The following is a 23,724-nucleotide window of genomic DNA, read 5'->3' as shown; positions in this document are numbered from 1 at the left end:
ACGGACCCGGTCTGTCACGACCTGTCAGAGGAAACGTTAGCGTGCCCGGATCAGCGGCGGCGCGGCTTCCGTTGACACTTCGGACAGGAAAACGACGACCGATTCATGAATTGTTCCCGTACCAGCAACGTCGCGCACCGATCGCACGGTTCGTTCTCGCGCCCGTACGCGGCCAATGACCTGGCGAAATAGCCGGATTCACCGTTCACATTCACGTACAGGGCGTCGAAGGAGGTGCCGCCGACGGCCAGCGCCTCGGTCATGACCGCGGTGACCCCGTCGAGCAGCGTGCGCAGGACCGGGCGGGTGAGTTCGGCGGCGACGCGGGTGCCGTGCAGACCCGACCGCCACAGCGCCTCGTCGGCGTAGATATTGCCGATGCCCGAGATCACCGTCTGATCGAGCAGCACGCGTTTGATCTCGGTGTTCTTGGCGCGGATGGCCGCGACCACGGCGTCGCGGTCGAACAGCGGGTCGAGCGGATCACGCGCGATATGGGCCACGGAATCGGGCACCACGGTCCCGTCCACCTCGACGAGTTCGCCCAGTGCCCAGCCACCGAAGGTGCGTTGATCGACGAACCGCAATTCGGCACCGTCACCGAGCACGGCCCGGATATGCGCGTGTTTTTCGATGGGCGCGTCAGCGGGTTGCACCAGCATCTGACCGCTCATGCCCAGATGCACGACCAGTGCGGTATCGGGCTCGTCGAAAGTGAGCCAGAGATACTTCCCGCGGCGCTGCGCGGAGTCGATCCGCAATCCGGTGAGTCGTGCCGCCAGATCAGCACCACCCGCGGCGTGCCTACGCACGGCACGCGGGTGGGTGACGGTGACGGTATCGATCGCCCGGCCGACAGCGTGATCGGCCAGACCGCGCCGAACAACCTCTACCTCGGGCAGTTCGGGCACGGATTCAGGCTTTGTTCGTAGATTCGTCGGTCAGCGCCTTGTAGGCGTTACCGGCTGCCTGCTGCTCGGCTTCCTTCTTGGAACGGCCGACGCCCGAACCGTACGGATGACCGGCGATCACCGTCGTGGCGGTGAATTCCTTGTTGTGGTCCGGTCCGGTGGACGTGATCTCGTAGGCGGGTACGCCGAGACCGCGTTCGGCGGTGAGCTCCTGCAGGCTGGTCTTCCAGTCGAGGCCGGCGCCCATACGGGGGCCACGCTCGAGCAGCTCGGCGAACAGTCGTAGCACCACACCGCGCGCGGTTTCGATGCCGTGCTCGAGGTGCACCGCACCGAGCAGCGACTCCATGCCGTCGGCGAGGATGCTCGGCTTGTCGCGGCCGCCGGTGAGCTCTTCGCCCTTACCGAGCAGCAGATACTGGCCGAGTCCGCCGTTGCCGAGACCACGCGCCACCTCGGCGAGCGCGTGCATATTCACCACGCTGGCGCGCAGTTTCGCGAGTTCACCCTCGGACTTCTCCGGATGCTCGGTATACAGGCGCTCGGTGATGCTGAGGCCGAGTACCGAGTCGCCGAGGAATTCCAGGCGCTCGTTGGTCGGCAAACCGCCGTTCTCGTACGCGTACGACCGGTGCGTCAGCGCTAGGCGCAGAAGCTCCGGTCGTACGTCGACACCGAGGGCGGTGAGCAGGCTGGCGTGATCCGCCGCGCCCACATTGTCTTTACTGGCTGTCACGTTGCTAGGAATGATCTACAACGATCAGACTGCAGAGGTGACCTGGCGGCCCTTGTAGGTACCGCAGGACGGGCACGCGATGTGCGGGAGGGTCTTCTCACCACACGCGCGGTTCGGGCAGGTGACCAGGGTCGGCGCAGTGGCCTTCCACTGGCTGCGCCGCGACCGGGTGTTGGAACGCGACATCCGACGCTTGGGAACAGCCACGGCTACTTCTCCTCTTGGTTTTCGCTGACAACATCGGCATCAGATGCCGCGGCAGCGGTTTGGTCTTGGTGGTGGAACCCTCAGGCGGGGTCGCCGGTACCGGGCTCGTCAGTGGCGAAATTCGCCAACTTCGCCCAGCGAGGGTCCAGTATCTCATGCCCATGATCAGGACCCGCAATCGCCATCCGCACACCGCACTCGGGGCACAGGCCCGCGCAGTCCGGCGAACACAGCGGCTGCAGCGGAAGCTCCAGCCCGATGGCGTCGAGGATCACCGGCTCGAGATCGACGAGGTCGTCTTCCATGCGGTAGACCTCGGCGTCCTCGGTCGTCTGCTCGGTGGTGCTGTCCGGATACGCGAACAACTCCGTCAGACGAACCTGCACCTGGCCGTCGAACGGTTCGAGGCAGCGCGAGCACTCCCCGGCCGTCGGCCCGGACGCCGTGCCGGTGATCAGCACACCCTCCGAGACCGCCTGCAGCTGCAGGTCGAGTTCCACCTCGGCATCGGCCGGGATGGCGATCAGGTCCAGACCCAGCCGCTCATGGTCGGTGACCGTGCGACGCAGCTCCCGCATGGTTCCCGGCCGACGGCCGAGATTGCGGACATCCAGCACAAAACCCGCGTCGGACACAGGACCACTGGTCTTGCGTGGACGCGCAGGCGAACCGGAACCGGCGGACATCACGGACTCACTTACCGTTGAGGGGATAATGGGCAACCACTCAACAGTACGGCAGGACCCCGCCGGAACTCAAAACGCGCGCTCGGCTCAGCGGCGGTGGTCGGCAGCGTATTCGGGGTATTCGGCGCCCGGTGCGCCGCGCATCTGCTGACGACCACGGGTGATCGAGCGCCGGGTGGTGTTGAGCGTCTCTTCCACGGCGGCGAGCCTGCTGCCGAAATCGGCCATCTGCTCATCGACATAGTCGTCGCATTCGGTGCGCACCCGGTCGGACTCGGCCTGCGCATCATCGATCAGCCGGGCGGATTCGGCGTGCGCGACCCGCACCACCTCGGTCTGCGCGACCAGCCGGGCCTGTTCGGCCTTGCCGTCGGCGACCGAGCGCTCATACGAGGCCTTGCCCGCGTCGATGGCCCGGTCGGCGTCGATCTGGGCGCGGCCGGTGAGCTCGTCGTACTCGGCATTGCCGTCGGCCACGACCTGATCGGCCTCCGCCTGGGCCGAAGTCACCAGGCGGTCGGCATGGGCGGTGGCTTCGGCGACCATCCGGTCGGCGTGGTCCTTGGCGTCGGCGAGGATGCGATCGGCCTCGGCGCGAGCCTTGTCGATGGTGGTGCGTGCCTGCTCGTTGGCCGTGGTGACCGTCGTCTCGGCGCCACTGCGGGCGTCGCCGACGATCTTGTCGCGGTGATCGAGCACATCCTGGGCGTCGTCGAGTTCACCGGGTAGCGCGTCGCGGACGTCGTCGAGGAGTTCGAGGACGTCGCCGCGCGGCACGATGCAGCTGCGGGTCGGCGGGATGCCGCGCGCCTCTTCGACGATGGCGACCAGTTCGTCGAGTGCTTCGAATACGCGATACATGCTCACTACCCTCCTGCGGACTCACGGCGAAACCACTACCGCCGACGCCCAGTGTGCCCGTCCTCGGCGGCTGTGCCGAATGTCGTTGCGGTGTGTCGCGACAGTGTCCAAGATCGCACAGTTATCAAGTGGAGTGCAGCCCTCCACTTCGGCTACCATCGGTAGGCACGACAACGCCGTCCGCCGGGAAGCACCGCAACCTTTTCGCTGTTGTACTCCTCGACAGAGACGGTCGTCCACGAAGTAGAGCTGTGCCTGTACGAGGCTGTTCTTCTTGACGTCTGTTCATTTGGGGATCGGAGTCGAACATGACCCTCCTGGAAACTCCTAGGAGTCCGGTGTCGCACGTGGCGGGCATGTTCACTCCCTGGACCGGTCCGTTCCCCGTGGTGACGCCGAGTGAAGTCGCACCCGCGCTGCGCCCGCAGCTCGAGGGCGCGCTCACCTATCTGCGCGGCGACCGCGCCCTGCCCCAGCTCTTCCGCTTCGCCCTCGTCGGCGGGTCGAGCAATATCGCCTATGTGCTGCTGTTCTTCGCGATGCACGGCATCGGCCCGCTGGTCGCCAATGTGGCCGGCTCGGTGGTCAGCACGATCATCGCCAACGAATTCCACCGTCAGCTCACCTTCCACGCCACGGACCGGGTCACCTGGTTCACCGCGCAGTGGGAAGGCGGCGGGATCGCGTTGATCGGACTCGCGATCACCACCGCGTGCCTGGCCGGACTGGATTTCTGGGCGCCCGGTCTGGGTGACATCACCCAAGCGCTGACGATCCTCGCCATCACGGCCGCGGTCGGCGGCATGCGCTTCCTCGCACTGCGAGGCTTGTTCCGCCTCGCTGTCCCGCCTCCCCGCGACATCTAGCCACCGTTAGTCGGTTGAGGAGTCGCGTTGGCGGCCAGCGGTTGGGGTATGGGGCTCGGTTAGCTGTTGGCTGGTGAGTTACCCATGTTCTCGCGAGATCAGTTCTTGCGCTTGTTCTCGCGAGGACAGTTCTTGCGCTTGTTTTCTCGGTCAGTTTTTGCGTTCCGCGAGGCGGGCGAGGAGGCGCTTGTGGACGGCGGGGGGGAGCATGTCGCTCACGTCGCCGCCGTAGGCCGCTACTTCTTTGACCAAGGAGCTGGACAGGAAGCTCAGGGACGGGTTGGTGGCGATGAAGAAGGTGTCGACGCCGGCCAGTTTGTGGTTCATCTGGGCCATTTGGAGCTCGTAGCCGAAGTCGCCCGCGTCGCGCAGACCCTTGACGATCGCGCTGACGCCTTCCTGCTTGGCGAAATCGACCGTCAGACCCTGCCAGGACGCCACGCGCACGTTCGGGAGGTGCGAGACCGATTCGCGCAGGAGTTCCATGCGCTCTTCGACGGTGAACATGCCCTGTTTCTTGGGATTCACGTTCACCGTGACGATCACCTCGTCGAACTGTGCGGCCGCGCGGGCGAACACGTCGAGGTGACCGTTGGTGACCGGGTCGAAGGAGCCGGGGCACAGTGCTGCAGCCATACCTCAGACGCTAGCACCGAACTCGGCCAGCTCGACTCTGGTCTCCCCGTACTTGCGTGCCTTCAGCGCCACATAGCCTGCGGGCCAAGTGATTTCGGGTGAACGACTCGACCGTTCCACCACCACCAACGCCTCCGTGGCGAGCCAGCCGTTGCTCGCCAAGGCCGTGAGGTCGGCGATCACGTCCTCGGTGCTCACGTCGTAGGGCGGATCCGAGAACACCACGTCGTAGGCCCGCGGCGCGGCTTGCTTCAGCACCGAGGACACACTGCCGAGCCGCAGTTCCGCACCGGGCAGACCCAGCTCGGCGATGTTGGCGCGCACCACGTCGGCCGCCTTGCGGTCGGATTCCACCAGCAATGCCCGCTCGGCCCCGCGCGAGAGCGCCTCCAATCCCAGCGCACCCGAGCCCGCGTACAGGTCGAGGACCGTTGTCCCGTCCAGATCGAGGCGAGCGTCGATCGCGCTGAACAGCGCTTCACGCACCCGATCGGAGGTGGGCCGGGTACCGGCGGGCGGCACCTTCAAGCGCCGCCCGCCTGCCACACCCGCGACGATGCGTGTCATTCCGACTCGCGTGCGACCAGTTCCACCAGCAGGTCCCCGCCCTCGACCTGGGCCACTTTGGTGGTCGCGATCCGACCGACCACGCCACCGCGCGGCGCGGTGATGGCCGCTTCCATCTTCATCGCCTCGATGGTGCCGACGGTGTCACCGGCGTGGATCTCATCGCCCTCCGACACCGCCAGGGTGACCACACCGGCGAACGGTGCCGCGATGTGGCCTGCGTTGTTCTTGTCGGCCTTCTCGGCCGCGGGCACCTCGGAGGCAACCGAACGGTCCCGCACCGCGACCGGGCGCAACTGCCCGTTCATGATGCACATCACCGTGCGCATGCCCTTCTCGTCGGGCTCGGAGATCGCTTCGAGGCCGATGAGCAGGGTGACACCCTTCTCCAGCTGCACGCGGTGTTCCTCGCCGCGGCGCAGGCCGTAGAAGAACTGGTTCTCCGACAGCCCGGTGGTGTCGCCGTACTTCTCGCGATGGTTGTTGAACTCGGCGGTCGGGCCGGGGAACAGCAGCCGGTTCAGCGTTTCGCGGCGCTCGGCGGACGAGCCGTCGAGTGCCTTCTGGTCAGCCGGGCTCAGCGGCGTCTCGGGCTTGGGTTCGTTGCGCCCCGCCAGTGCCTTGCTGCGGAACGGCTCGGGCCAGCCGCCCGCGGGGGTGCCGAGCTCGCCGCGCAGGAAGCCGATCACCGAATCGGGGATGTCGAAGCGGCCCGGATCGGCGGCAAAATCTTCGATGTCGACTCCGGTGCCGACCAGGGCCAGCGCGAGGTCACCCACGACCTTCGACGACGGGGTCACCTTGATCAGGCGGCCGAGCAGCCGGTCGGCGGCCGCGTACTTGGCCTCGACCTCTTCGAACCGGTCACCCAGGCCGAGCGCGATCGCCTGCTGACGCAGGTTCGACAGCTGACCACCGGGGATCTCGTGGGTGTACACCCGACCGGTCGGCGCGGGCAGACCCGACTCGAACGGCGCGTAGACCTTGCGCAGCGCCTCCCAGTACGGCTCGAGATCGCACACGTTCTGCAGGTTCAGGCCGGTGTCGTGATCGGTGTGCGCGGTGGCGGCCACGATCGCCGACAGCGCGGGCTGACTCGTGGTGCCCGCCATGGCCGCGGACGCGCCGTCGACCGCGTCGGCACCGGCCTGCCAGGCCGCCAGGTAGGTGGCCAGCTGTCCGCCGGGGGTGTCGTGGGTGTGCACGTGCACCGGCAGATCGAAGTTACTGCGCAGTGCGGTAACGAGTTTCGCGGCCGCGGGGGCGCGCAGCAGACCGGCCATGTCCTTGATCGCGAGGACATGCGCGCCCGCGTCGACGATCTGTTCGGCCAGCTTCAGGTAGTAGTCGAGGGTGTAGAGCGACTCGTTCGGGTCGAGCAGGTCACCGGTGTAGGACAGGGCGACTTCGGCTACGGCAGTACCGGTTTCGCGGACCGCGTCGATCGCCGGACGCATCTGGTCGACGTTGTTGAGTGCGTCGAAGATGCGGAAGATATCGATACCGGTCGTAGCGGCTTCGGAAACGAAAGCGCGCGTGACCTGTTCGGGGTAGGGCGTGTAGCCGACGGTGTTGCGACCGCGCAGCAGCATCTGCAGGCAGATGTTCGGCACGGCTTCCCGCAAGGCGGCCAGGCGTTCCCACGGGTCCTCGTGCAGGAACCGCAGTGCCACATCGTAAGTCGCGCCGCCCCACGCCTCGATCGAGAGCAGCTCCGGGGTCAGCCGCGCGACGTGTCCCGCCACACCGAGCAGACCGTTGGTGCGCACGCGGGTCGCCAGCAGCGACTGGTGCGCGTCACGGAAGGTGGTGTCGGTGACGCCGAGCGCCTTCTGTTCGCGCAGCGCACGCGCGAAACCCTCCGGTCCGAGGGTGAGCAGCCGCTGGCGCGAACCGTCCGGCGGCGGCAGCGTCAGGTCGACGGCGGGCAGCTTGTCGTAGGGGTACACCGTGGTCGGGCGGTCGCCGTTGGGCTTGTTGACGGTGACGTCGGCCAGATAGGTCAGGATCTTGGTGCCACGGTCGGCCGATCCGCGCGAGGTGAGCAGCTCGGGACGCTCGTCGATGAACGAGGTGGTCACCCGGCCCGCCTGGAAATCGGGATCGTCGAGCACCGACAGCAGGAACGGAATGTTGGTCGTCACGCCACGAATACGGAATTCGGCGAGCGCGCGCTGGGCGCGCGCGGCGGCGGCGGGCAGGTCGCGACCACGACAGGTGAGCTTCACCAGCATGGAGTCGAAGTAGGCGCCGATCTCCGCGCCCAGGTTCGCGCCACCGTCGAGACGGATGCCCGCGCCACCCGGCGTGCGGTAGGCGGTGATGCGGCCGGTGTCGGGGCGGAATCCGTTGGCCGGGTCCTCGGTGGTGATGCGGCACTGCAGCGCGGCACCGCGAATCTGCACCGTTTCCTGACTCAAGCCCAGGTCCGCGAGGGTCTCACCGGCGGCGATCCGAAGCTGCGACTGCACCAGGTCGACGTCGGTGATCTCCTCGGTGACCGTGTGCTCCACCTGGATGCGCGGGTTCATCTCGATGAACACGTGGTTGCCACGCTCGTCCAGGAGGAACTCCACGGTGCCCGCGTTGATGTAACCGATCTGGCGGGCGAACGCCACCGCGTCGGCGCAGATCCGCTCGCGCAGTTCCGGAGACAGGTTCGGGGCGGGCGCGAGCTCGATCACCTTCTGGTGGCGGCGCTGCAACGAACAGTCCCGCTCGAACAGGTGCATCACATTGCCGTGCTGGTCGGCCAGGATCTGCACCTCGATGTGGCGCGGATTCACCACCGCCTGCTCGAGGAACACCGTCGGGTCACCGAACGCCGACTCCGCTTCGCGCGAGGCCGCTTCGATCGACTCACGCAACTGCTCGGGCGCGGCGACCCGGCGCATGCCACGACCGCCACCACCGGCGACGGCCTTGACGAAGATCGGGTATTCGAGTTCGGCCGAGGCGGTGAGCAATTCGTCGATGTCGGCCGAGGGTTCGCTGGACTTCAGCGTCGGCAGGCCGGCCGCCTTGGCCGCGGCGATCGCCGTGGCCTTGTTGCCCGCCATCTCGAGGATCTGGGCAGTGGGGCCGATGAACGTGATGCCCGCGGCGGCACAGGCCGCGGCGAGGTCGGGGTTCTCCGACAGGAATCCGTAGCCGGGGTAGATCGCGTCGGCGCCTGCGGCCACCGCGGCGTCGATGATCGCCTCGATCGACAGATACGCGCGAACCGGGTGGCCCTCTTCGCCGATCTGATACGACTCGGCCGCCTTGAGGCGATGCACGGAGTTGCGATCCTCGTACGGGAACACCGCGACCGTTCCGATGCCGAGTTCGTAGGCCGCGCGGAAGGCACGGATAGCGATCTCACCACGATTTGCGACCAAGACTTTCGAGAACATTGGCCTACGGTACCCGGCCATGAGCCGGGGACGGACACGCAAGGTGGCTTCGCAGCAATCTTCACACCGCACACCCGCCTACCTGCGAAGTTGCGTTCATCAGGCCGTCACATCTCACCGCGGGGAGCGGCCTGCGGTGCGCGTGGACAACGTGGGCGCAACCGCAGGTCACGGCGCTGTTCACCACGGGGCGGTGACCCGCGCCCGGCGTTGAGGGCCTATGCTGGGCACGCAGCTGGTTCGCCTGCGCGGTGGAAGAGTCGGAGCCCCGACCTCCCGCACAGGTGTCGAAACCCGGGTGCGGATCATGTTCCGCACCGGGTGAGAGGGAACCCGGTGAGAATCCGGGACTGTCCCGCAGCGGTGAGCAGGAACGACCGCCGTCATCAGCACTGGGCATCATGCCTGGGAAGCGACGGCCAGTAGGTCGGTCGATCACACGACCGGTGCCCGCGAGTCCGAAGACCTGCCGACTGTGCCGGATACGCCGTATCCGGCGGCCACCGCCTCGTGGATCGGGCGCGCGGACCACCGATGCCTACTCGTCGCACCTTTCGCGACCTGGTCCGGCCGGGTGGCGTGTGCCCGCGAAAAGGCGACGGCTCTCCCTGCACGACACTGGAGAATCTCCGTGACTGTTTCGCATACTCCTTTCACCGCAACGGTTCTCGGCCTACCGCGCGTCGGCCCGAACCGGGAACTCAAGCGCGCCACCGAGTCCTACTGGGCGGGCCGTGCCGATGCCGCGCACTTGCACGCGGTCGGCCGTCAGCTCCGTCGCGCCCAGCTCACCGAACTGGCCGCGGCGGGACTGGATTCGGTGCCGGTGGGCACCTTCTCCTACTACGACCAGATGCTCGACACCGCTGAACTGCTCGGCGCACTGCCGCCGCGCGTGGCCGGGATCGCCGATCCGCTCGATCGCTATTTCGCGGCGGCGCGTGGCACCGACACGGTCGCGCCGCTGGAGATGACCAAGTGGTTCGACACCAACTACCACTACCTGGTGCCCGAGATCGACGCGGCCACCACCTTTTCGCTGCATCCCGGCAAGCTGCTGACCGAACTCGACGAGGCGATCGAGCTCGGTGTGCCCGCGCGTCCGGTGGTGATCGGTCCGATCACCTTCCTGAAACTCGCCAAGGCCGCTGACGGCGCCGCGCTGGAGCGGCTGCCCGAGCTGCTGGGGCTGTACCTGGACCTGCTGGCCCAACTGGCGGACGCGGGCGCGCAGTGGGTGCAGATCGATGAGCCGGTGCTGGTCACCGACCTGACCGAGGCGGAGATCGCCCTGGTCGGCCAGACCTACAGCGTGCTCTCGGCCGCGCAGAACCGGCCCGCGATCCTGGTCGCCACCTACTTCGGGCACCCCGATGCCGCATTGGCGGTGCTGGCCGAGACCGAGATCGAGGGTGTCGCGCTCGATCTCACCGCGGGCACCGATATCTCGGCGGTCGCGGCGCTGCCCGCTCTGGCTCGCAAGCTGGTGGTGGCGGGCGTGGTCGACGGCCGCAATATCTGGCGTGCCGACCTCGACGCCGCCCTCGCCACCCTCGGCTCCCTGCTCGGCAGCGCCGACGCGGTGGCGGTGTCGAGTTCGTGCTCGCTGCTGCACGTGCCGTATTCGCTGACTCCCGAGACCGGACTGGACGAGCGGCTGCGCTCGTGGCTGGCGTTCGGCACCGAGAAGGTCGGCGAGGTGCGAGTCCTGGCCACCGCCCTCACCGCCGGTGTCGACACCGTCGCCGACGAACTGGGTGCGGCCCGCGCCGCCGCCGACTCCCGCCGGAGCGACCCGCGCCTGCACAACGACCAGGTCCGGGCTCGATTGGCCGCGCTCGACGACAACGACCTGACCCGCTCCCCCGCCGACGAGCGTCGCGTCCTGCAACGCGATCACCTCGACCTGCCGGTGCTGCCGACCACCACCATCGGCTCCTACCCGCAGACCTCGACCATCCGGCTGGCCCGCGCCGCGCTGCGCAAGGGCGAGATCGACAGGTGCGAATATGTGCGGCGGATGCGGGCCGAGATCGCCGACGTGATCACCCTGCAGGAAGAACTCGGCCTCGACGTGCTGGTGCACGGCGAACCCGAACGCAACGACATGGTGCAGTACTTCGCCGAACTGCTCGACGGTTTCGCCGTCACCGAGGCGGGCTGGGTGCAGTCCTACGGCACTCGCTGCGTGCGCCCGCCGATCCTGTTCGGCGACGTCACCCGGCCCGAGGCGATGACGTTGTCCTGGATCGGCTACGCCCAGTCGCTGACCACCAAGCCGGTCAAGGGCATGCTCACCGGCCCGGTCACCATCCTGGCGTGGTCGTTCGTCCGCGACGACCAGCCGCTGGGTGAGTCGGCCCGCCAGGTCGCGCTCGCCATCCGGGACGAGACCGTCGACCTGGAAGCCCAGGGCGCGCGGATCATCCAGGTCGACGAGCCCGCCCTGCGCGAGCTGCTGCCACTGCGTGCCGCCGAACAGCCCGCGTACCTGCGGTGGTCGGTGGATTCGTTCCGCCTCGCCACCGCGGGCGTCGCTGACACCACCCAGGTGCACACCCACCTGTGCTACTCGGAGTTCGGCGAGGTCATCTCGGCGATCGCGGGCCTGGACGCCGATGTCACCTCGATCGAGGCGGCGCGCTCGCACATGGAGGTTCTCGACGATCTGAACGCGGCCGGTTTCGCGCTCGGCGTCGGGCCGGGCGTCTACGACATCCACTCGCCGCGGGTGCCGTCGGTCGAAGAGATCACGGTCTCCCTGGCCGCCGCGCTGAAAGCGGTACCTGCCGAACGCCTCTGGGTGAACCCGGACTGCGGTCTCAAGACCCGCGGGCCGGTCGAGGTGGAGGCGTCGTTGCGCAACTTGGTGACAGCCGCGGCAGCGCTGCGGTGATCTGAGAGTCGGGACAGGCCACTGCCCCGGGCGCCATGTTCTCGCCCGGGGCAGTGGCCACCGCCGATCCCGGAGTTGGCTCAGTCACGCGAGTACCCGACGCGATTCGCGTTCGATACGGGGAGCGAAACGCGCCGGAAGGCAAGGTTTCCGGTCAGCTGACGCGCACGACCGGAACCGGCCGCTGTGGCACGCCGCGGTATTCCGACAGCGGCCGGATCAGGGCATTAGCGGCCGACTGCTCGGCGATGTGCGCGGTCCAGCCAGTGATCCGGCTCATCACGAAGATGGGCGTGAACATCTCGATATCGAAGCCCATCAGGTAGTAGGCCGGTCCCGCGGGGAAGTCGAGATTCGGTGCTATGCCGGTCTTCTCCGCCATCGCGGCGGCGAGCTCGTCGTACATCCGAACCCACTGCTGCCCACCGGTTACCGCCGCGACCTCGTCGAGGGCGGCCTTCATGGTCGGCACCCTGGAGTCGCCGTGCCGGTACACCCGATGCCCGAAGCCCATCACTTTGCGCTTGGCGGTGAGGGTTTCGGCGACCCATGCCGTCGCGAGTGCGGGATCGGCGATCTCCAGCATCGTGTGCATCACCGCCTCGTTGGCGCCGCCGTGCAGGCGACCCTTCAAGGCGCCGATCGCCGCGGTGATCGCACTGTAGGAGTCCGAGCCGGTGGAGGTCACCACGCGCGCGGCGAAGGTCGAGGCGTTGAAACCGTGCTCGGCGTAGAGGATCAGCGAGATCTCGAACGCGCGCACGATCCGCGGTTCCGGTACCGCGCCGAAGCACATATACAGGAAGTTCTCGGCGAACCCGAGCTGGGAGTGCGGTGCGATCGGGTCGAGGCCGCGCCGCCTGCGCATCGCCGTGGCGATCACCGTGGGCAGCAGGGCAGTCAATCGCAGTGCGGCGTCCAGTCTTTCGCGCTCGCTCGCACTCTCGGATGCGGCGTCCTCGGTGCCCAGGTAGCTGACGACCGTGCGGACCGCGTCCATCGGGTGGCAGGTGTCGGGCATCTTCTCCAGTAGCGCGAGCACCGACCGATCGATCCGGCGCTGGGCGCGTTCGCGCTGGCTGAGCAATTGCAGCTGGCCCTCGTCGGGGAGTTCGCCGTACCACAGCAGGTAGGCGACCTCCTCGAAACCGCAGCGTGCGGCCAGGTCCTGCACCGGGTAGCCGCGATAGGTCAGCGAGTTGGTCTCGGCGACCACCTTGGAGATGCTGGTCGTGTCGACCACCACTCCGGCCAGACCTTTGGCGATGGTGGGATTCTGCGCACTGGTCATAGCGTCACTCACTCACCGTGAAATCGAAGATGCCGGAGTCGAATTCGTTGTAGTGCCGGTAGCCGAGCAGCTCATAGAGCCGCGACCGGTGCTGCATGCGGTCCAGCAGTGCCGATTGCGTTCCGGCCGTGGCTATCTCGCGCAGACCGTCTTCGATCGCGCCCATCGCCAGTCGCAATGTGGTGACCGGGTAGATCACCGCGTTGTAGCCGAGATCGGTCAGTGCGCGTGCGTTCAGCAGCGGGGTCTTGCCGAATTCGGTCATGTTCGCGAGCAGCGGGATTTCCACGGCCGCACGGAACTTCGCGAACTCGCCTTCCTCGGCGAGTGCCTCGGTGAAGATCAGATCCGCGCCCGCGTCGGCATAGGCTTTGGCTCTGTTGATCGCCGCGTCGAGACCCTCGATCGCGCGCGCGTCGGTGCGGGCGCAGATCACGAAGCCCGGATCGCGGCGCACCGCCACGGCGGCCCGGATGCGGCGCACCATCTCGTCGGTATCGACGACCGCCTTACCGTCGAGATGCCCGCATCGCTTCGGGTTGACCTGGTCCTCGAGATGACAGCCGGCCAGGCCCGCGTCTTCCAGGAGGCTCACCGTGCGGGCCGCGTTCATCGGTTCACCGAAGCCGGTGTCGGCGTCGATGAACACGGGCAGATCGGTGACGCGCGCGATCTGGCGGCCACGCTCGACGACCTCGGTGAGGGTGGTCAGGCCGATATCGGGCAGTGCCAGCTCCGCCGAGATCACCGCGCCCGACACGTAGACGCCGTCGAAGCCGATCTCCTGGATCAGCTTGGCCACCAGCGGGTTCACCGCTCCGGGCAGTCGTTGCAGCCGACCGGAGGCCAGCCCGGCGCGGAAGGTCGCGCGCTTCTGTGCGGCAGTGGTGTGCGCGGCGAGCAGTCCCGAAACAGTCATCAGAACAGCCCTTCCCGTGCGGCGGGCAGCCGGTCGAACAGCGCGGGGTCGACTACGAAGGTGAGCTGATCGAGCTCTCCCGGGCCGAGTTCCTGGGTGCGCTGGGCGGCATCGAGGAAACGGTCTTGTTCGGCGGGCGTGACGACACCGTCGGCGAGGGCGCGGAACTTCTCGAGGTACTGCTCGCGCGCGAACGGCCGCGCGCCCAGCGGATGCGCGTCGGCGACCGCGAGTTCGTCGACGATCACCTCACCGTCGTCGAGGGTCACCACCGCGCGCGCGCCGAAGGCCTTCTCGGCCGGATCGGTCGCGTGGTAGCGGCGAGTCCACTCGGGGTCCTCGACCGTGGAGATCTTGCGCCACAGCGCGACTGTGTCGGGCCGCTCGGCGCGTTCGGGCGCATAGGAGCGCTCGTGGTGCCAGGTGCCGTCCTGCAAGGCGACCGCGAAAATGTAGGGGAGCGAGTGGTCGAGGGTCTCGCGGCTGGCGTGCGGATCGAACTTCTGCGGGTCGCCGGATCCGGTGCCGATCACGTAGTGCGTGTGGTGGCTGGTGTGCAGCACGATCGAGGCGATGCGGGCGGTGTCGGTGATCCGGTCGCGGAGTCGGCGCGCGAGATCGATCGGGGCCTGGCTCTGATACTCGGCCGAGTGCTCCTTGGTGTAGCTGTCCAATATGGCGCGCTTGGCCTCGCCCGGACACGGCAGCGGCACCTGATATTCGGCCGCCGTCCCACCGAGCAGCCACGCAATCACACCGTCGGCGCCCTCCCAGATCGGCGCGGGCGCGCCTTCACCGCGCATCGCCCGGTCGACCGCCTCGACGGCCATCTTCCCGGCGAACGCGGGCGCGTACGCCTTCCAGCTGGAGATCTCGCCCTTGCGTGACTGCCGGGTCGCGGTCGTGGTGTGCAGTGCTTGACCGATGGCTTGATAGATGGTTTCGGTGTCGAGGCCGAGCAAGGTTCCGATGCCCGCGGCGGCCGACGGGCCGAGGTGAGCGACGTGATCGATCTTGTGCTCGTGCAGGCAGATCGCGCGCACCAGGTCGATCTGGATCTCGTAGCCGGTGGCAAGACCGCGGATCAGCTCGGCACCGCCGCACCCCGCGTGCTGGGCAACGGACAGAATCGGCGGGATATTGTCGCCTGGATGCGAGTACTCCGCCGCGAGGAAAGTGTCGTGGAAGTCGAGCTCGCGCACCGCGACCCCGTTCGCCCACGCCGCCCACTCGGGCGAAACACGCTGTGCGCCGGGCAGTCCGAAGACGGCGGCGCCATGGCGTGGCGAAGCGGCGGACAGCGGATGCGCCCAAGCCTGGGCACGGGCGGTCCGGACCGGACCGCGCAGCACCGACGCCGCGGCCACCGCGGCATTGTCGATGATTCGGTTGACGATCATCTCGGCGACCTCGCCGGACACCGCCACCGGATCGGCAGCAACCTCGGCGATCAGGGTGGCCAGATGCTGTGACCGCGGGAAGTCCTCGGCGGCCCCGACGCTGCGAACGATATGGGTTTTCAATGACATGGTTCGCACGCTACGCACCGGAGCAACAGCTGGATATGAGCTGAACAAGCGTATTTTTGCGTGCGATGGACGACGAATCAGCAACTATTGCGAAGATCGGTGATCAGCACCGAATCGGTGATACCGAAGCGCTATGGTGATTTCTCGCGGCGAACACGTGGGCGGCAAGTGAACTTCCCCATGCCCCGGCCTGTTCCTTCGCATGTTACGCACGGGTAGCCACAGGTAAAATCCCTTGCAGGACTGGACTTCTCCCGAGGCATTCGCCACTTTCAGCAAACATTGCGAACAGGTCGCGTTAAGATCTGCGGCGTGCGGAAGATGTACGCGGGGGCCAGGCTACGAAGGCTGCGCGAAGAACGGCGGATGACCCAGGCAGCGCTCGCGAAATCGCTTGACCTCTCACCCAGCTATCTCAATCAGCTCGAACGTGATCAGCGTCCGCTGACCATTCCCGTGCTGCTGAAACTCAACTCGACCTTCGACCTCGACGTGCAGTTCTTCGCCGCCGACTCCGACGCGCGGCTGGTCTCGGACCTGCACGAGGTGCTGGTGGAAGCCGCGGGCGGCGGCGATACCGCGCCGATCACCGAGGTCGAGGAACTGGCGACCAGGCTGCCCGAGGTGGCGCGCATCGTGATCGCGATGCACCGGCGGCTGCGCGCGGCGACCGACCAGCTCGACCTGCTGTCCTCGCGCGTCGACACGCCCGCGGGCGCGCCGGGCACACCCATGCCGTACGAGGACGTGCGCGACTTCTTCTACGACCATCGCAACCACATCTCGACCCTCGACCACGCCGCCGAGCAACTGTTCGAGGAATCCGGTCTGAGTATCGGCTCGCTGGATCGTCAGCTGGCCAGGATCGCCGAGGAACGCGCGGGCGTCACGGTGCTGGTCCGCGGCGACGGCGCCGACCCGACCATCCCGAAACGTCACTACGACCCCGACACCCGAACCCTCACCCTGGCCAGGCGCCTGCGCCCCGGGCAGCGCGCCTTCCAGATCGCGACCACGCTCGGCCTGCTGCTCTACGGCCGCGAGATCGACAACGTGCTCGCCGAATCCCGCGCGCTCACCGGCGAATCCCGCACGCTGGCCAGAGTCGGGCTGGCCAACTACTTCGCCGGTGCGCTGATCCTGCCCTACGGGCGGTTCCTGCGCTCGGCCGAGGAACTGCGCTACGACGTCGACCTGCTCGCGCTGCGTTTCGAGGTCGGTTTCGAGACGGTCTGCCATCGGCTCAGTACCTTGCAGCGGCAGGGGCAGCGCGGTGTGCCGTTCTTCCTGGTGCGTACCGACCGAGCGGGCAATATCTCGAAACGTCAGTCCGCCACCGCGTTCCACTTCTCTCGAGTGGGCGGCAGCTGCCCGCTGTGGGTCACCCACGAGGCGTTCGCGCACCCCGGCCGCATTCTCACCCAGATCTCGGAGATGCCCGATGGGCGGCGATATCTGTGGATCGCTCGCACCACTCCCCCTGCCGCGCAGGGGTTCGGGGCGGCATCGAAGAACTTCGTCATCGGGCTCGGCTGCGATATCGAATACGCCGACCGGCTGGTGTATTCGCAGGGACTGCAGTTGGACGATCCGCAGGTGGCGGTACCGATCGGGGCCGGGTGCAAGGTATGCGAGCGGCCCGCGTGCCCGCAGCGCGCGTTCCCGCAGATCGGACGCCCCTTGGCCGTCGCCGAACACACCAGCACCGACCTGCCGTACCCGCGCCTACCTCGCTGACACCGCGCCGTGGGTGCATCGAAAGCGCAGCGCTCCCCGTCCGCGTCCACCAGGCCACAACGCCTGGTGGACGGTCAGGACTTGGCGAGGTACTCGATACGTTCGCCGTCCACGGCGGCGTGCATCATGCCCGCCAAGCCAGGATGGTTCACCAGACCCGGGTCCTCGGCGACGACCTGTCGGGCGAGTTCCTGCGCGGCGGTGATCACCTCGAGGTCGTCGAGCAGCGAGAGCAGTCGCAGCGACCGGGCGGTACCGGACTGCGCCGCGCCGAGGACATCACCTTCGCGCCGCTGCCGCAGGTCGAGCACCGACAGTTCGAAGCCGTCGGTGGTCGCCGCCACCGCCTCGAGCCGCGCCATCGCGGTCCCGCCGGGCGCGGCATCGGTGACCAGCAGGCACAGGCCGGGATGCTTGCCACGGCCGATGCGACCGCGCAACTGGTGCAGCTGACTCACGCCGAATCGGTCGGCGTCGACGATCACCATCACGGTCGCGTTCGGCACGTCGACACCGACCTCGACAACGGTGGTGCAGACCAGGACGTCGATCGCACCGTCGTTGAATTGGCGCATCACGTGGTCTTTTTCGTCGGACGGCAGCCTGCCGTGCAACAGGCCGACGCGCACACCGGCGAGCGGACCGGCACTGAGCGTCTCGTACATCTCGACGGCGGCCGCGGTGGTCGGTCCTTCCTTCTCCGCCTTCTTGCCCTTCGCCGGTGGCGCGTCTGGGTCCTCGCCGATGCGCGAGCACACGACATAGGCCTGCCTGCCCTGGCCGACCTCCTCGACGATGCGTTCCCAGGCGCGCTCCACCCAGCCTGGATGTAGTTTGCGCGGAACGACTTTCGACACGATCGGCGAGCGGCCCTTGGGCAGCTGGGTGAGAGTGGAGGTCTCGAGGTCGCCGAGGGTGGTCATCGCGATGGTGCGTGGGATCGGTGTCGCGGTCATCACCAGCAGGTGCGGGCTGATGCCGTCTTTCGCCTTGGCGCGCAACGCGTCTCGCTGCTCGACGCCGAAGCGGTGCTGTTCGTCGACCACCACGAGGCCGAGGTCGTAGAACTCGACCGCGTCCTGGATCAGCGCGTGGGTGCCGATGACGATGCCTGCCTCACCGGTCATCGCGTCGAGCAGCGCCGCCTTCTTCGCGGCCGTCGACATCGATCCGGTGAGCAGGACGACCTTGGTCGAGTTCTCGGCGGCACCGAGTTCGCCCGCGTTTCCGAGGTCGCCGAGCATGGCGCGCAAGGACCGATAGTGCTGCGCGGCGAGAACTTCGGTCGGTGCGAGCAGCGCGCACTGGCGGCCCGAGTCGACTACCTGCAGCATGGCGTTCAGCGCCACGATCGTTTTGCCCGAGCCCACCTCGCCTTGCAGCAACCGGTGCATCGGGCGGGTGCGTGACAGGTCTTGCGAGATCTCCTTCAGCACCTGCTGCTGACCTTCGGTGAGCTCGAAGGGCAAGCGTTCGTCGAAGGCCGCGGCGATACCGTCGGTCGATGGCGGACAGGCCGGTGCGGTGCGGCCCTCCACCTCGTGGCGGCGTTCGGCCAGCACGAGTTGCAGGGCCAGCGCCTCATCGAAACGGAGTCTGTCCCTTGCCTTTTCGATATCCAGCTTGTGCTCGGGGAGGTGGATCAGGCGGAGCGCCTCCGAGAGCGGCAGGAGTCGGCGGTCCTCGCGCAGGTCGGCGGGCAGTGGGTCCTCGATGGGGTCGAGCTGGTCGAGCACCTGGCGAATGCAGGCCAGCAGATCCCAGCTCTGGACCTTGGCGGTCGCCGGGTACACGGGGACGAACTCGCGCTCGAAGAACGAGGCATCCACTCCCCCCGCGCCTTTCGCGCTCTGGGCGAGGCCGCGCAGCGCACCGCTGCCACGCACGGACGTGAGTTCCTCCACGCCCGCTTCCGGCTTGTCGGGCAGGATCAGGTAGTCGGGGTGCGAGAGGTTCCAGCGGTCGGGACGCCACCAGTGCACGGTGCCCGACATCATCGCTCGCACACCTTCTTTCACCAGATAGCGCACCTTGTCACCGTTGAAGAAGGTGGCCTCGAGCGGACGCTGGGCGCCGGTGTCGAGCTGCACCTTCAACAGCGAGCCGCGGCGGTTCTTCATCGGGCGCAGTTCGGTTTTCGCGATGCGGCCGATGACGGTGATGTGCGCGCCCTCCTCGGGTTCCTCCTCGGTGAGGGGCTGACCCTGGGTCGCGTAGCGCACCGGATAGTGGCGCAACAGATCCTCGACGGTGGCCATGTCGAACGCCTCGGTCAGCCGGTCGGCCGCCTTGATACCCAGCACGTGGTCGAGCCGATCACTCAACGTCGCCATCTACTCGACCCCTATCTGCACCAGATCCGCTTGCTGTCCACCGGAATACACGACCACCTCGACGCCGGGGAAACCGGCCGTCACATGCTCGGCGAGCACCTGGGCCAGCTCGGGCCCCGCATCGGCGCCCATCAGTAATGTCACCAATTCCCCACCGAGGCCGAGCATTCGGTCCAAAAGGATGCGTCCGGCGCCGACCACATCGGGGTCGATCACCACCACATCGTGGCCGACGAGGCCGAGTCCGTCACCGGGAGAACACATTCCGACCATGGTCAAGGCCCGCACCCGCGCCGCCCGCAAGGCACCCCACCGGGTGGTCGCCGCCGCCTCCGACATCGCGAACGCGTCATCCACCGCGATCCGCCCCCGATCGTGCACCGCCAGCGCCGCGAGGCCCTGCACCATCGACGCACTCGGCAGCAGCAACACATCACGCGACCCGTCACGCGCGGCCACACCGACCGCGACGAGTTCCTGCGCGGGCAATGCGCCGTTGGGCAAGACCAGCACCTCCCGATTCGGCATCCCGCGGATCGCCCGCAGCAGGGCGCTCGTATCGACTTGCCGATCCCCACGCAACACCACCGCGCCCGCGTCCTCGAACAGGCGCGCGGCAGCGGCACCGCCCACCACCGCGAGGACACCGCGGTCCGCGAGGTCATCGCCGGCGACGATCTGGCGGTCGACGAGACCAGGTGGCCGGTCGTCGCCCGCACGTGCCTCGCTCGGCACGCGCGCACCGTCCCCGTTGTGGGTGGCGTCGAGCTCGTCGGCACCGTGCCCGTGGTTGCCGCTGTGGGGCGCGGTCACCGCGAAACTCTCGATCCGAATGCCCGTCACAGTGCCGAGCGCGAGGCCCGCCTCGATGGCCGCGCCCGCGTCGCGACAGTGCACATGGGCCGACCAGGTGGTCGCACCGTCACCGACCACCACCACCGAGTCACCCAACACCGCGAGCCGATCCCGCAGCCCACTCGCGGCCGCCTCATCGGTGCCGGAGATCACGTACATGACCTCGAAATGCGGATCGGCCGTCTGCTCCCGACGATCGCGGTCGTCGAGGAAGTCGGGAGTCCGGCGCTCCTGACCTGCTTCGATGGGGCGTTGAAGTCCGACGGTCGCCTGTTCGAGGTCACCGGTCAGGCCGTCAAGAGTGCCGATCTGTGTGTCTCGCCGATCCCGTGTCGGCCCTGGACCGACCAGTGCACCGATCGGGGAGGCGCCGTCCGTGTCGTGTCGTGGATTCGGTCCGTACCCGCGGCCTTGGGCGTTGTTGTCTTCGTCGGTACCAACGGGTCGCCGATGCGGCCCATGATCCCCGCGTTCGCCCCGCGTGTATCTGACTCGCTCCGGCGGCTCGCCGCAGACTTCGGCCACGAGGCAATCGAGCAGCACCAGCAGTCCGCGCGCCCCCGCATCGACCACTCCGGCCGCGCGCAGCACGCCCAGTTGGGTCGGGGTCTCGCTCAGCGCACGCGCGGCACCCTCGGCGGCGCACTGGGCAACCGCGGCCAGCGTGGGTTCGGCTGCCTCGGCGGCAGCGGCCGCGGCGCGGTCGAGAACGGTCAGGATCGTGCCCTCGACCGGGGCACTCAGTCCCGTGCGCACGAGCACCGCCGACCGCCGCAACGCCACCTGCAGCCGCGCGCCGGTCAGCGGACCAGCGACAACGGCCTCCGCGACCCCGCGCAAGACCTGCGACAGGATGATGCCCGAGTTTCCGCGCGCACCCGTGGTGGCACCACGGGCCAAGGCCTGGGCGACGAGGTGAGCCGAGGGCCCGTCGACGCTGGCTTCCGGTTGGTGGTCGCCGAGGCTCGCGAGCCCGCTGAGGCCGTGCCGTTCGTGGGCACCGGACGTGGCGGACTCGACGCCGAGCACAGCCCGGTCCGCCGTCGCGACCGCGGCGCGCATGGTGGCGAGAAGATTGGTTCCGGTGTCGGAGTCGGCGATGGGGAAGACATTGAGCGCGTCGATCTCGGCGCGACGTAGTTCCAGATCGGTGCGGCACCTGCGGGCCCAGACCAGCAGATCGGGACCGTCGAGAGACTCCCGCACGTGCGACACCGCCACCTCGCTCCCCGTTCTGCGTACCCGCGCGCCGAGCACGCAAGCCAGGTTAGCGGCAGCAACCGACCGAGGTACGCTGACCTCGGACGGGCTCTCAGCCGGGCTGTGCTCGGCGGGTCGACCGGGGCACCCGGTTTGGAACTTCGAGGCCCGGCCCGCTAGTCTTGCAGGGTTGCCTCGTGCGGCCCACGTGGGTCTGCGCTGGCCGACGTCAGTCGGCAAGGCATTTGATGACATCAGTTTCCGGTTCAGCGGGCATACGTGCGCCGCTGTCCGCTTATGACATGAAGGAGCTCGCGACATGGCTGCCGTTTGCGACGTCTGCGCCAAGGGCCCCGGTTTCGGGAAGTCGGTCTCGCACTCGCACCGGCGCACCAACCGTCGCTGGAACCCGAACATCCAGACCGTGCGTGCGCAGGTTGCCCCTGGCAACACCCGCCGGATGAACGTGTGCACCTCCTGCCTGAAGGCGGGCAAGGTCGTCCGCGGCTGATTTTCAGCCCGTACATTCTGCCGACAGTGCCCCGGCACCCCTCGCGGGTGATCCGGGGCTTTGTCGTACCACGGCCGAGCATCGTCGAACGGGCTCACCGTGCCTGACTGGCAGATCGCGCCGCTGACGGCGAACCGGGTCACCGAACTCGCCGCCTGCCACATCGCCAGCTGGCGCGAAGCCTACGGAACCCTCGTCCCCGGTCACATCCTCCACGGCTTCGACCTCGAACGCTCCGCGCTCACCTGGGAACGTCGCCGTGCCGACGGCACCCACGAGTTGCCGGTCGCGCTGGTCGGCGACCGCCTGGTCGGCTTCGCCTCCGGGACGAATTCGCCCTCACCCGGTCGGCAGGCGGACGGGTCCGCCCCCACCGCCGAACTCGAAGCGCTCTACGTCCGCAGCGCCTGGCACGGCACCGGTATCGCCGACGCCCTGATCGAAGCCGCCGCCCCCGGATCACCGTGCACCCTCTGGGTCTTCGCCGACTATCCGCGCGCCCACGCCTTCTACCGCAGGCACGGCTTCACCGACACCGGCATCCGCCGAACCGACCCGTTCACCCTCCTGCCCGAACAATTGTGGCGCCGCGACCTGAATTAGGCGTACCTCCGCCTTCGCTCCGGCCGTGCGCAACTGACGAACGCTGCCGCGACTGCGCCCATTGCGCGTACCTCCGAGTAAGGACTGCGAAACCCTGCGCGTCATGGCCCCATTAAGGTGACGCCTATGAGTACCACCGAATCGGTCCCCGCCACCGAGATCATCGACGGCGTGCTGCAGCTGACGATCGCCACCGCCGCCGCAGGCACCTCGATGGATTTCGACCTGATCAACGCGGGCACCGCCGCCCTGCGCGCACTCGACCCAACGGTCGGCGCCGTGCTGCTCACCGGTGCAGGCGCGAATTTCTGCGCGGGCGGCAATGTGCGCGATTTCGCCGCCGCCGACGACCGCGGCGCCTACCTCCACAAGCTGGCCGACGAACTCCATGATTTCGTCCGCGCGCTGCGAGACACCCACCTCCCCGTGGTCGCCGCCGTGCAGGGCTGGGCGGCAGGCGCCGGTATGAGCCTGGTCTGCACCGCCGACATCGCGATCGGCGGCCCGTCGACGAAACTGCGCCCCGCCTACCCCGGCATCGGCCTGTCCCCCGACGGCGGCATGTCCTGGTCGCTCTCCCGCATCGTCGGCCAGAGCCGCGCCAACGAGATCCTGCTCACCGACGCCGTCCTCGACGCCGAAGAAGCTGTCCGCCTCGGCATCCTGAGCCGCACAGTCGACGACGCGGACATCCGCACCGAGGCCCTCCGCGTCGCGCAGACCTTCGTCAACGGCCCCCGCGCCACCTACACGGCCATGAAAAAGCTGCTGGCCCAGTCGCCGACGGCGACATTGGACCAGCAGCTCGACGCCGAACGCGACAGCATCTCCGCCGCCGCGAACAGCAAGACAGGCCAGGAAGGCGTCGATGCCTTCATCGCCAAGAGGAAACCGAATTACGTAGGGCTCACCTGATCGGCGACCAACTCCCGCGACTGAACTGACCCTCCGACGCGACAACGCCACGCCGGAAAATCAGCCACCA

19 protein-coding genes and 1 riboswitch are annotated in these 23,724 nt (G+C 67.9%); of the genes, 6 read left to right on the top strand and 13 right to left on the bottom strand.

Annotated elements, in window-relative coordinates; all coding sequences use genetic code 11:
- Positions 1–50: 50 nt before the first annotated feature.
- The 5 genes from mutM to ACFWO8_RS26995 form a co-directional block, all read right to left on the bottom strand.
- Entirely contained in the window at positions 51–911 is an 861-nt protein-coding gene (gene mutM, locus ACFWO8_RS27015) for a bifunctional DNA-formamidopyrimidine glycosylase/DNA-(apurinic or apyrimidinic site) lyase (RefSeq protein ID WP_378965183.1), read from the bottom strand.
- 4 nt (positions 912–915) lie between these two features.
- Complete coding sequence (rnc, locus tag ACFWO8_RS27010; protein WP_378965176.1) at positions 916–1,647, bottom strand: ribonuclease III; 732 nt, start codon at positions 1,645–1,647, stop codon at positions 916–918.
- 24 nt (positions 1,648–1,671) lie between these two features.
- Positions 1,672–1,854, bottom strand: coding sequence for a 50S ribosomal protein L32 (gene rpmF / locus ACFWO8_RS27005; RefSeq protein ID WP_040708879.1), 183 nt, complete (start codon positions 1,852–1,854; stop codon positions 1,672–1,674).
- Between the two features lie 80 nt (positions 1,855–1,934).
- Positions 1,935–2,540: a YceD family protein gene (locus ACFWO8_RS27000; protein ID WP_378965166.1), complete on the bottom strand. Its 606-nt coding sequence runs from the start codon at positions 2,538–2,540 to the stop codon at positions 1,935–1,937.
- Between the two features lie 87 nt (positions 2,541–2,627).
- Positions 2,628–3,401 (bottom strand): DivIVA domain-containing protein, encoded by a 774-nt coding sequence (locus ACFWO8_RS26995; protein WP_378965162.1) that lies wholly within the window; start codon positions 3,399–3,401, stop codon positions 2,628–2,630.
- 308 nt (positions 3,402–3,709) lie between these two features.
- Here ACFWO8_RS26995 and ACFWO8_RS26990 point away from each other — a divergent pair, with 308 nt between their 5' ends.
- The gene (locus tag ACFWO8_RS26990; protein ID WP_378965158.1) at positions 3,710–4,267 is read left to right on the top strand and encodes a GtrA family protein; all 558 of its coding nucleotides are present in this window, start codon (positions 3,710–3,712) and stop codon (positions 4,265–4,267) included.
- Between the two features lie 150 nt (positions 4,268–4,417).
- Here the strand turns inward: ACFWO8_RS26990 and coaD are convergent, their stop codons facing one another.
- The 3 genes from coaD to ACFWO8_RS26975 are packed head-to-tail and all read right to left on the bottom strand — an operon-like array spanning position 4,418 to position 8,865.
- Positions 4,418–4,903: a pantetheine-phosphate adenylyltransferase gene (gene coaD / locus ACFWO8_RS26985; RefSeq protein ID WP_378965153.1), complete on the bottom strand. Its 486-nt coding sequence runs from the start codon at positions 4,901–4,903 to the stop codon at positions 4,418–4,420.
- Between the two features lie 3 nt (positions 4,904–4,906).
- On the bottom strand, positions 4,907–5,470 hold the full coding sequence (gene rsmD / locus ACFWO8_RS26980) for a 16S rRNA (guanine(966)-N(2))-methyltransferase RsmD (protein WP_378965147.1): 564 nt from the start codon (positions 5,468–5,470) through the stop codon (positions 4,907–4,909).
- Positions 5,467–8,865: a pyruvate carboxylase gene (locus ACFWO8_RS26975; protein ID WP_378965138.1), complete on the bottom strand. Its 3,399-nt coding sequence runs from the start codon at positions 8,863–8,865 to the stop codon at positions 5,467–5,469. Before ACFWO8_RS26975 ends, rsmD begins: the two co-directional genes overlap by 4 nt.
- 279 nt (positions 8,866–9,144) lie before the next feature.
- Positions 9,145–9,354, top strand: a riboswitch (cobalamin riboswitch).
- A gap of 142 nt (positions 9,355–9,496) precedes the next feature.
- Here ACFWO8_RS26975 and metE point away from each other — a divergent pair.
- On the top strand, positions 9,497–11,761 hold the full coding sequence (gene metE, locus ACFWO8_RS26970; RefSeq protein WP_378965133.1) for a 5-methyltetrahydropteroyltriglutamate--homocysteine S-methyltransferase: 2,265 nt from the start codon (positions 9,497–9,499) through the stop codon (positions 11,759–11,761).
- 154 nt (positions 11,762–11,915) lie between these two features.
- Here the strand turns inward: metE and ACFWO8_RS26965 are convergent, their stop codons facing one another.
- Genes ACFWO8_RS26965 through ACFWO8_RS26955 form a run of 3 tightly spaced genes read right to left on the bottom strand, consistent with a single transcriptional unit; the run spans position 11,916 to position 15,494 of the window.
- On the bottom strand, positions 11,916–13,052 hold the full coding sequence (locus ACFWO8_RS26965) for a bifunctional 2-methylcitrate synthase/citrate synthase (RefSeq protein WP_378965129.1): 1,137 nt from the start codon (positions 13,050–13,052) through the stop codon (positions 11,916–11,918).
- Positions 13,053–13,056: 4 nt separating this feature from the next.
- A complete protein-coding gene (gene prpB / locus ACFWO8_RS26960; protein WP_378965124.1) occupies positions 13,057–13,971 on the bottom strand; it encodes a methylisocitrate lyase in 915 nt (304 codons plus the stop codon).
- Positions 13,971–15,494: an MmgE/PrpD family protein gene (locus tag ACFWO8_RS26955; RefSeq protein ID WP_378965514.1), complete on the bottom strand. Its 1,524-nt coding sequence runs from the start codon at positions 15,492–15,494 to the stop codon at positions 13,971–13,973. Before ACFWO8_RS26955 ends, prpB begins: the two co-directional genes overlap by 1 nt.
- 318 nt (positions 15,495–15,812) lie before the next feature.
- Between ACFWO8_RS26955 and ACFWO8_RS26950 the strand changes: the two genes are divergently transcribed.
- Positions 15,813–17,237, top strand: a complete 1,425-nt coding sequence (locus ACFWO8_RS26950; protein WP_378965119.1) for a short-chain fatty acyl-CoA regulator family protein — start codon at positions 15,813–15,815, stop codon at positions 17,235–17,237.
- Positions 17,238–17,311: 74 nt separating this feature from the next.
- On the opposite strand, the gene recG is transcribed toward ACFWO8_RS26950, so the two are convergent.
- On the bottom strand, positions 17,312–19,570 hold the full coding sequence (gene recG / locus ACFWO8_RS26945; RefSeq protein ID WP_378965113.1) for an ATP-dependent DNA helicase RecG: 2,259 nt from the start codon (positions 19,568–19,570) through the stop codon (positions 17,312–17,314).
- Positions 19,571–21,631 carry a DAK2 domain-containing protein gene (locus ACFWO8_RS26940; RefSeq protein ID WP_378965109.1) on the bottom strand — a complete coding sequence of 687 codons (2,061 nt, stop codon included), beginning with the start codon at positions 21,629–21,631 and terminating at the stop codon, positions 19,571–19,573. It abuts the gene before it with no gap.
- A 313-nt stretch (positions 21,632–21,944) separates the two neighbouring features.
- On the opposite strand from ACFWO8_RS26940, the gene rpmB reads away from it, so the two are divergent.
- From rpmB to ACFWO8_RS26925, 3 genes are all read left to right on the top strand, one after another.
- Positions 21,945–22,136 carry a 50S ribosomal protein L28 gene (gene rpmB, locus ACFWO8_RS26935; RefSeq protein WP_011210730.1) on the top strand — a complete coding sequence of 64 codons (192 nt, stop codon included), beginning with the start codon at positions 21,945–21,947 and terminating at the stop codon, positions 22,134–22,136.
- 99 nt (positions 22,137–22,235) lie between these two features.
- Positions 22,236–22,739, top strand: coding sequence for a GNAT family N-acetyltransferase (locus ACFWO8_RS26930; protein ID WP_378965102.1), 504 nt, complete (start codon positions 22,236–22,238; stop codon positions 22,737–22,739).
- A 126-nt stretch (positions 22,740–22,865) separates the two neighbouring features.
- Entirely contained in the window at positions 22,866–23,654 is a 789-nt protein-coding gene (locus ACFWO8_RS26925) for an enoyl-CoA hydratase/isomerase family protein (protein ID WP_378965089.1), read from the top strand.
- Positions 23,655–23,724 lie beyond the last annotated feature (70 nt).

Source organism: Nocardia sp. NPDC058480 (genome assembly GCF_042720495.1).
Lineage (GTDB): Bacteria > Actinomycetota > Actinomycetes > Mycobacteriales > Mycobacteriaceae > Nocardia.
The sequence above is the reverse complement of the archived record's forward strand: the minus strand, read 5'-3'. Positions and strand labels throughout refer to the sequence as shown.

Coding starts and splice junctions, on each gene's coding strand:
- ACFWO8_RS27000 (WP_378965166.1), bottom strand. CDS start 2,540: ATGTCCGCCGGTTCCGGTTCGCCTGCGCGTCCACGCAAGACCAGTGGT.
- ACFWO8_RS26995 (WP_378965162.1), bottom strand. CDS start 3,401: ATGTATCGCGTATTCGAAGCACTCGACGAACTGGTCGCCATCGTCGAA.
- ACFWO8_RS26990 (WP_378965158.1), top strand. CDS start 3,710: ATGACCCTCCTGGAAACTCCTAGGAGTCCGGTGTCGCACGTGGCGGGC.
- coaD (WP_378965153.1), bottom strand. CDS start 4,903: ATGGCTGCAGCACTGTGCCCCGGCTCCTTCGACCCGGTCACCAACGGT.
- rsmD (WP_378965147.1), bottom strand. CDS start 5,470: ATGACACGCATCGTCGCGGGTGTGGCAGGCGGGCGGCGCTTGAAGGTG.
- ACFWO8_RS26975 (WP_378965138.1), bottom strand. CDS start 8,865: ATGTTCTCGAAAGTCTTGGTCGCAAATCGTGGTGAGATCGCTATCCGT.
- ACFWO8_RS26965 (WP_378965129.1), bottom strand. CDS start 13,052: ATGACCAGTGCGCAGAATCCCACCATCGCCAAAGGTCTGGCCGGAGTG.
- prpB (WP_378965124.1), bottom strand. CDS start 13,971: ATGACTGTTTCGGGACTGCTCGCCGCGCACACCACTGCCGCACAGAAG.
- recG (WP_378965113.1), bottom strand. CDS start 19,570: ATGGCGACGTTGAGTGATCGGCTCGACCACGTGCTGGGTATCAAGGCG.
- rpmB (WP_011210730.1), top strand. CDS start 21,945: ATGGCTGCCGTTTGCGACGTCTGCGCCAAGGGCCCCGGTTTCGGGAAG.
- ACFWO8_RS26925 (WP_378965089.1), top strand. CDS start 22,866: ATGAGTACCACCGAATCGGTCCCCGCCACCGAGATCATCGACGGCGTG.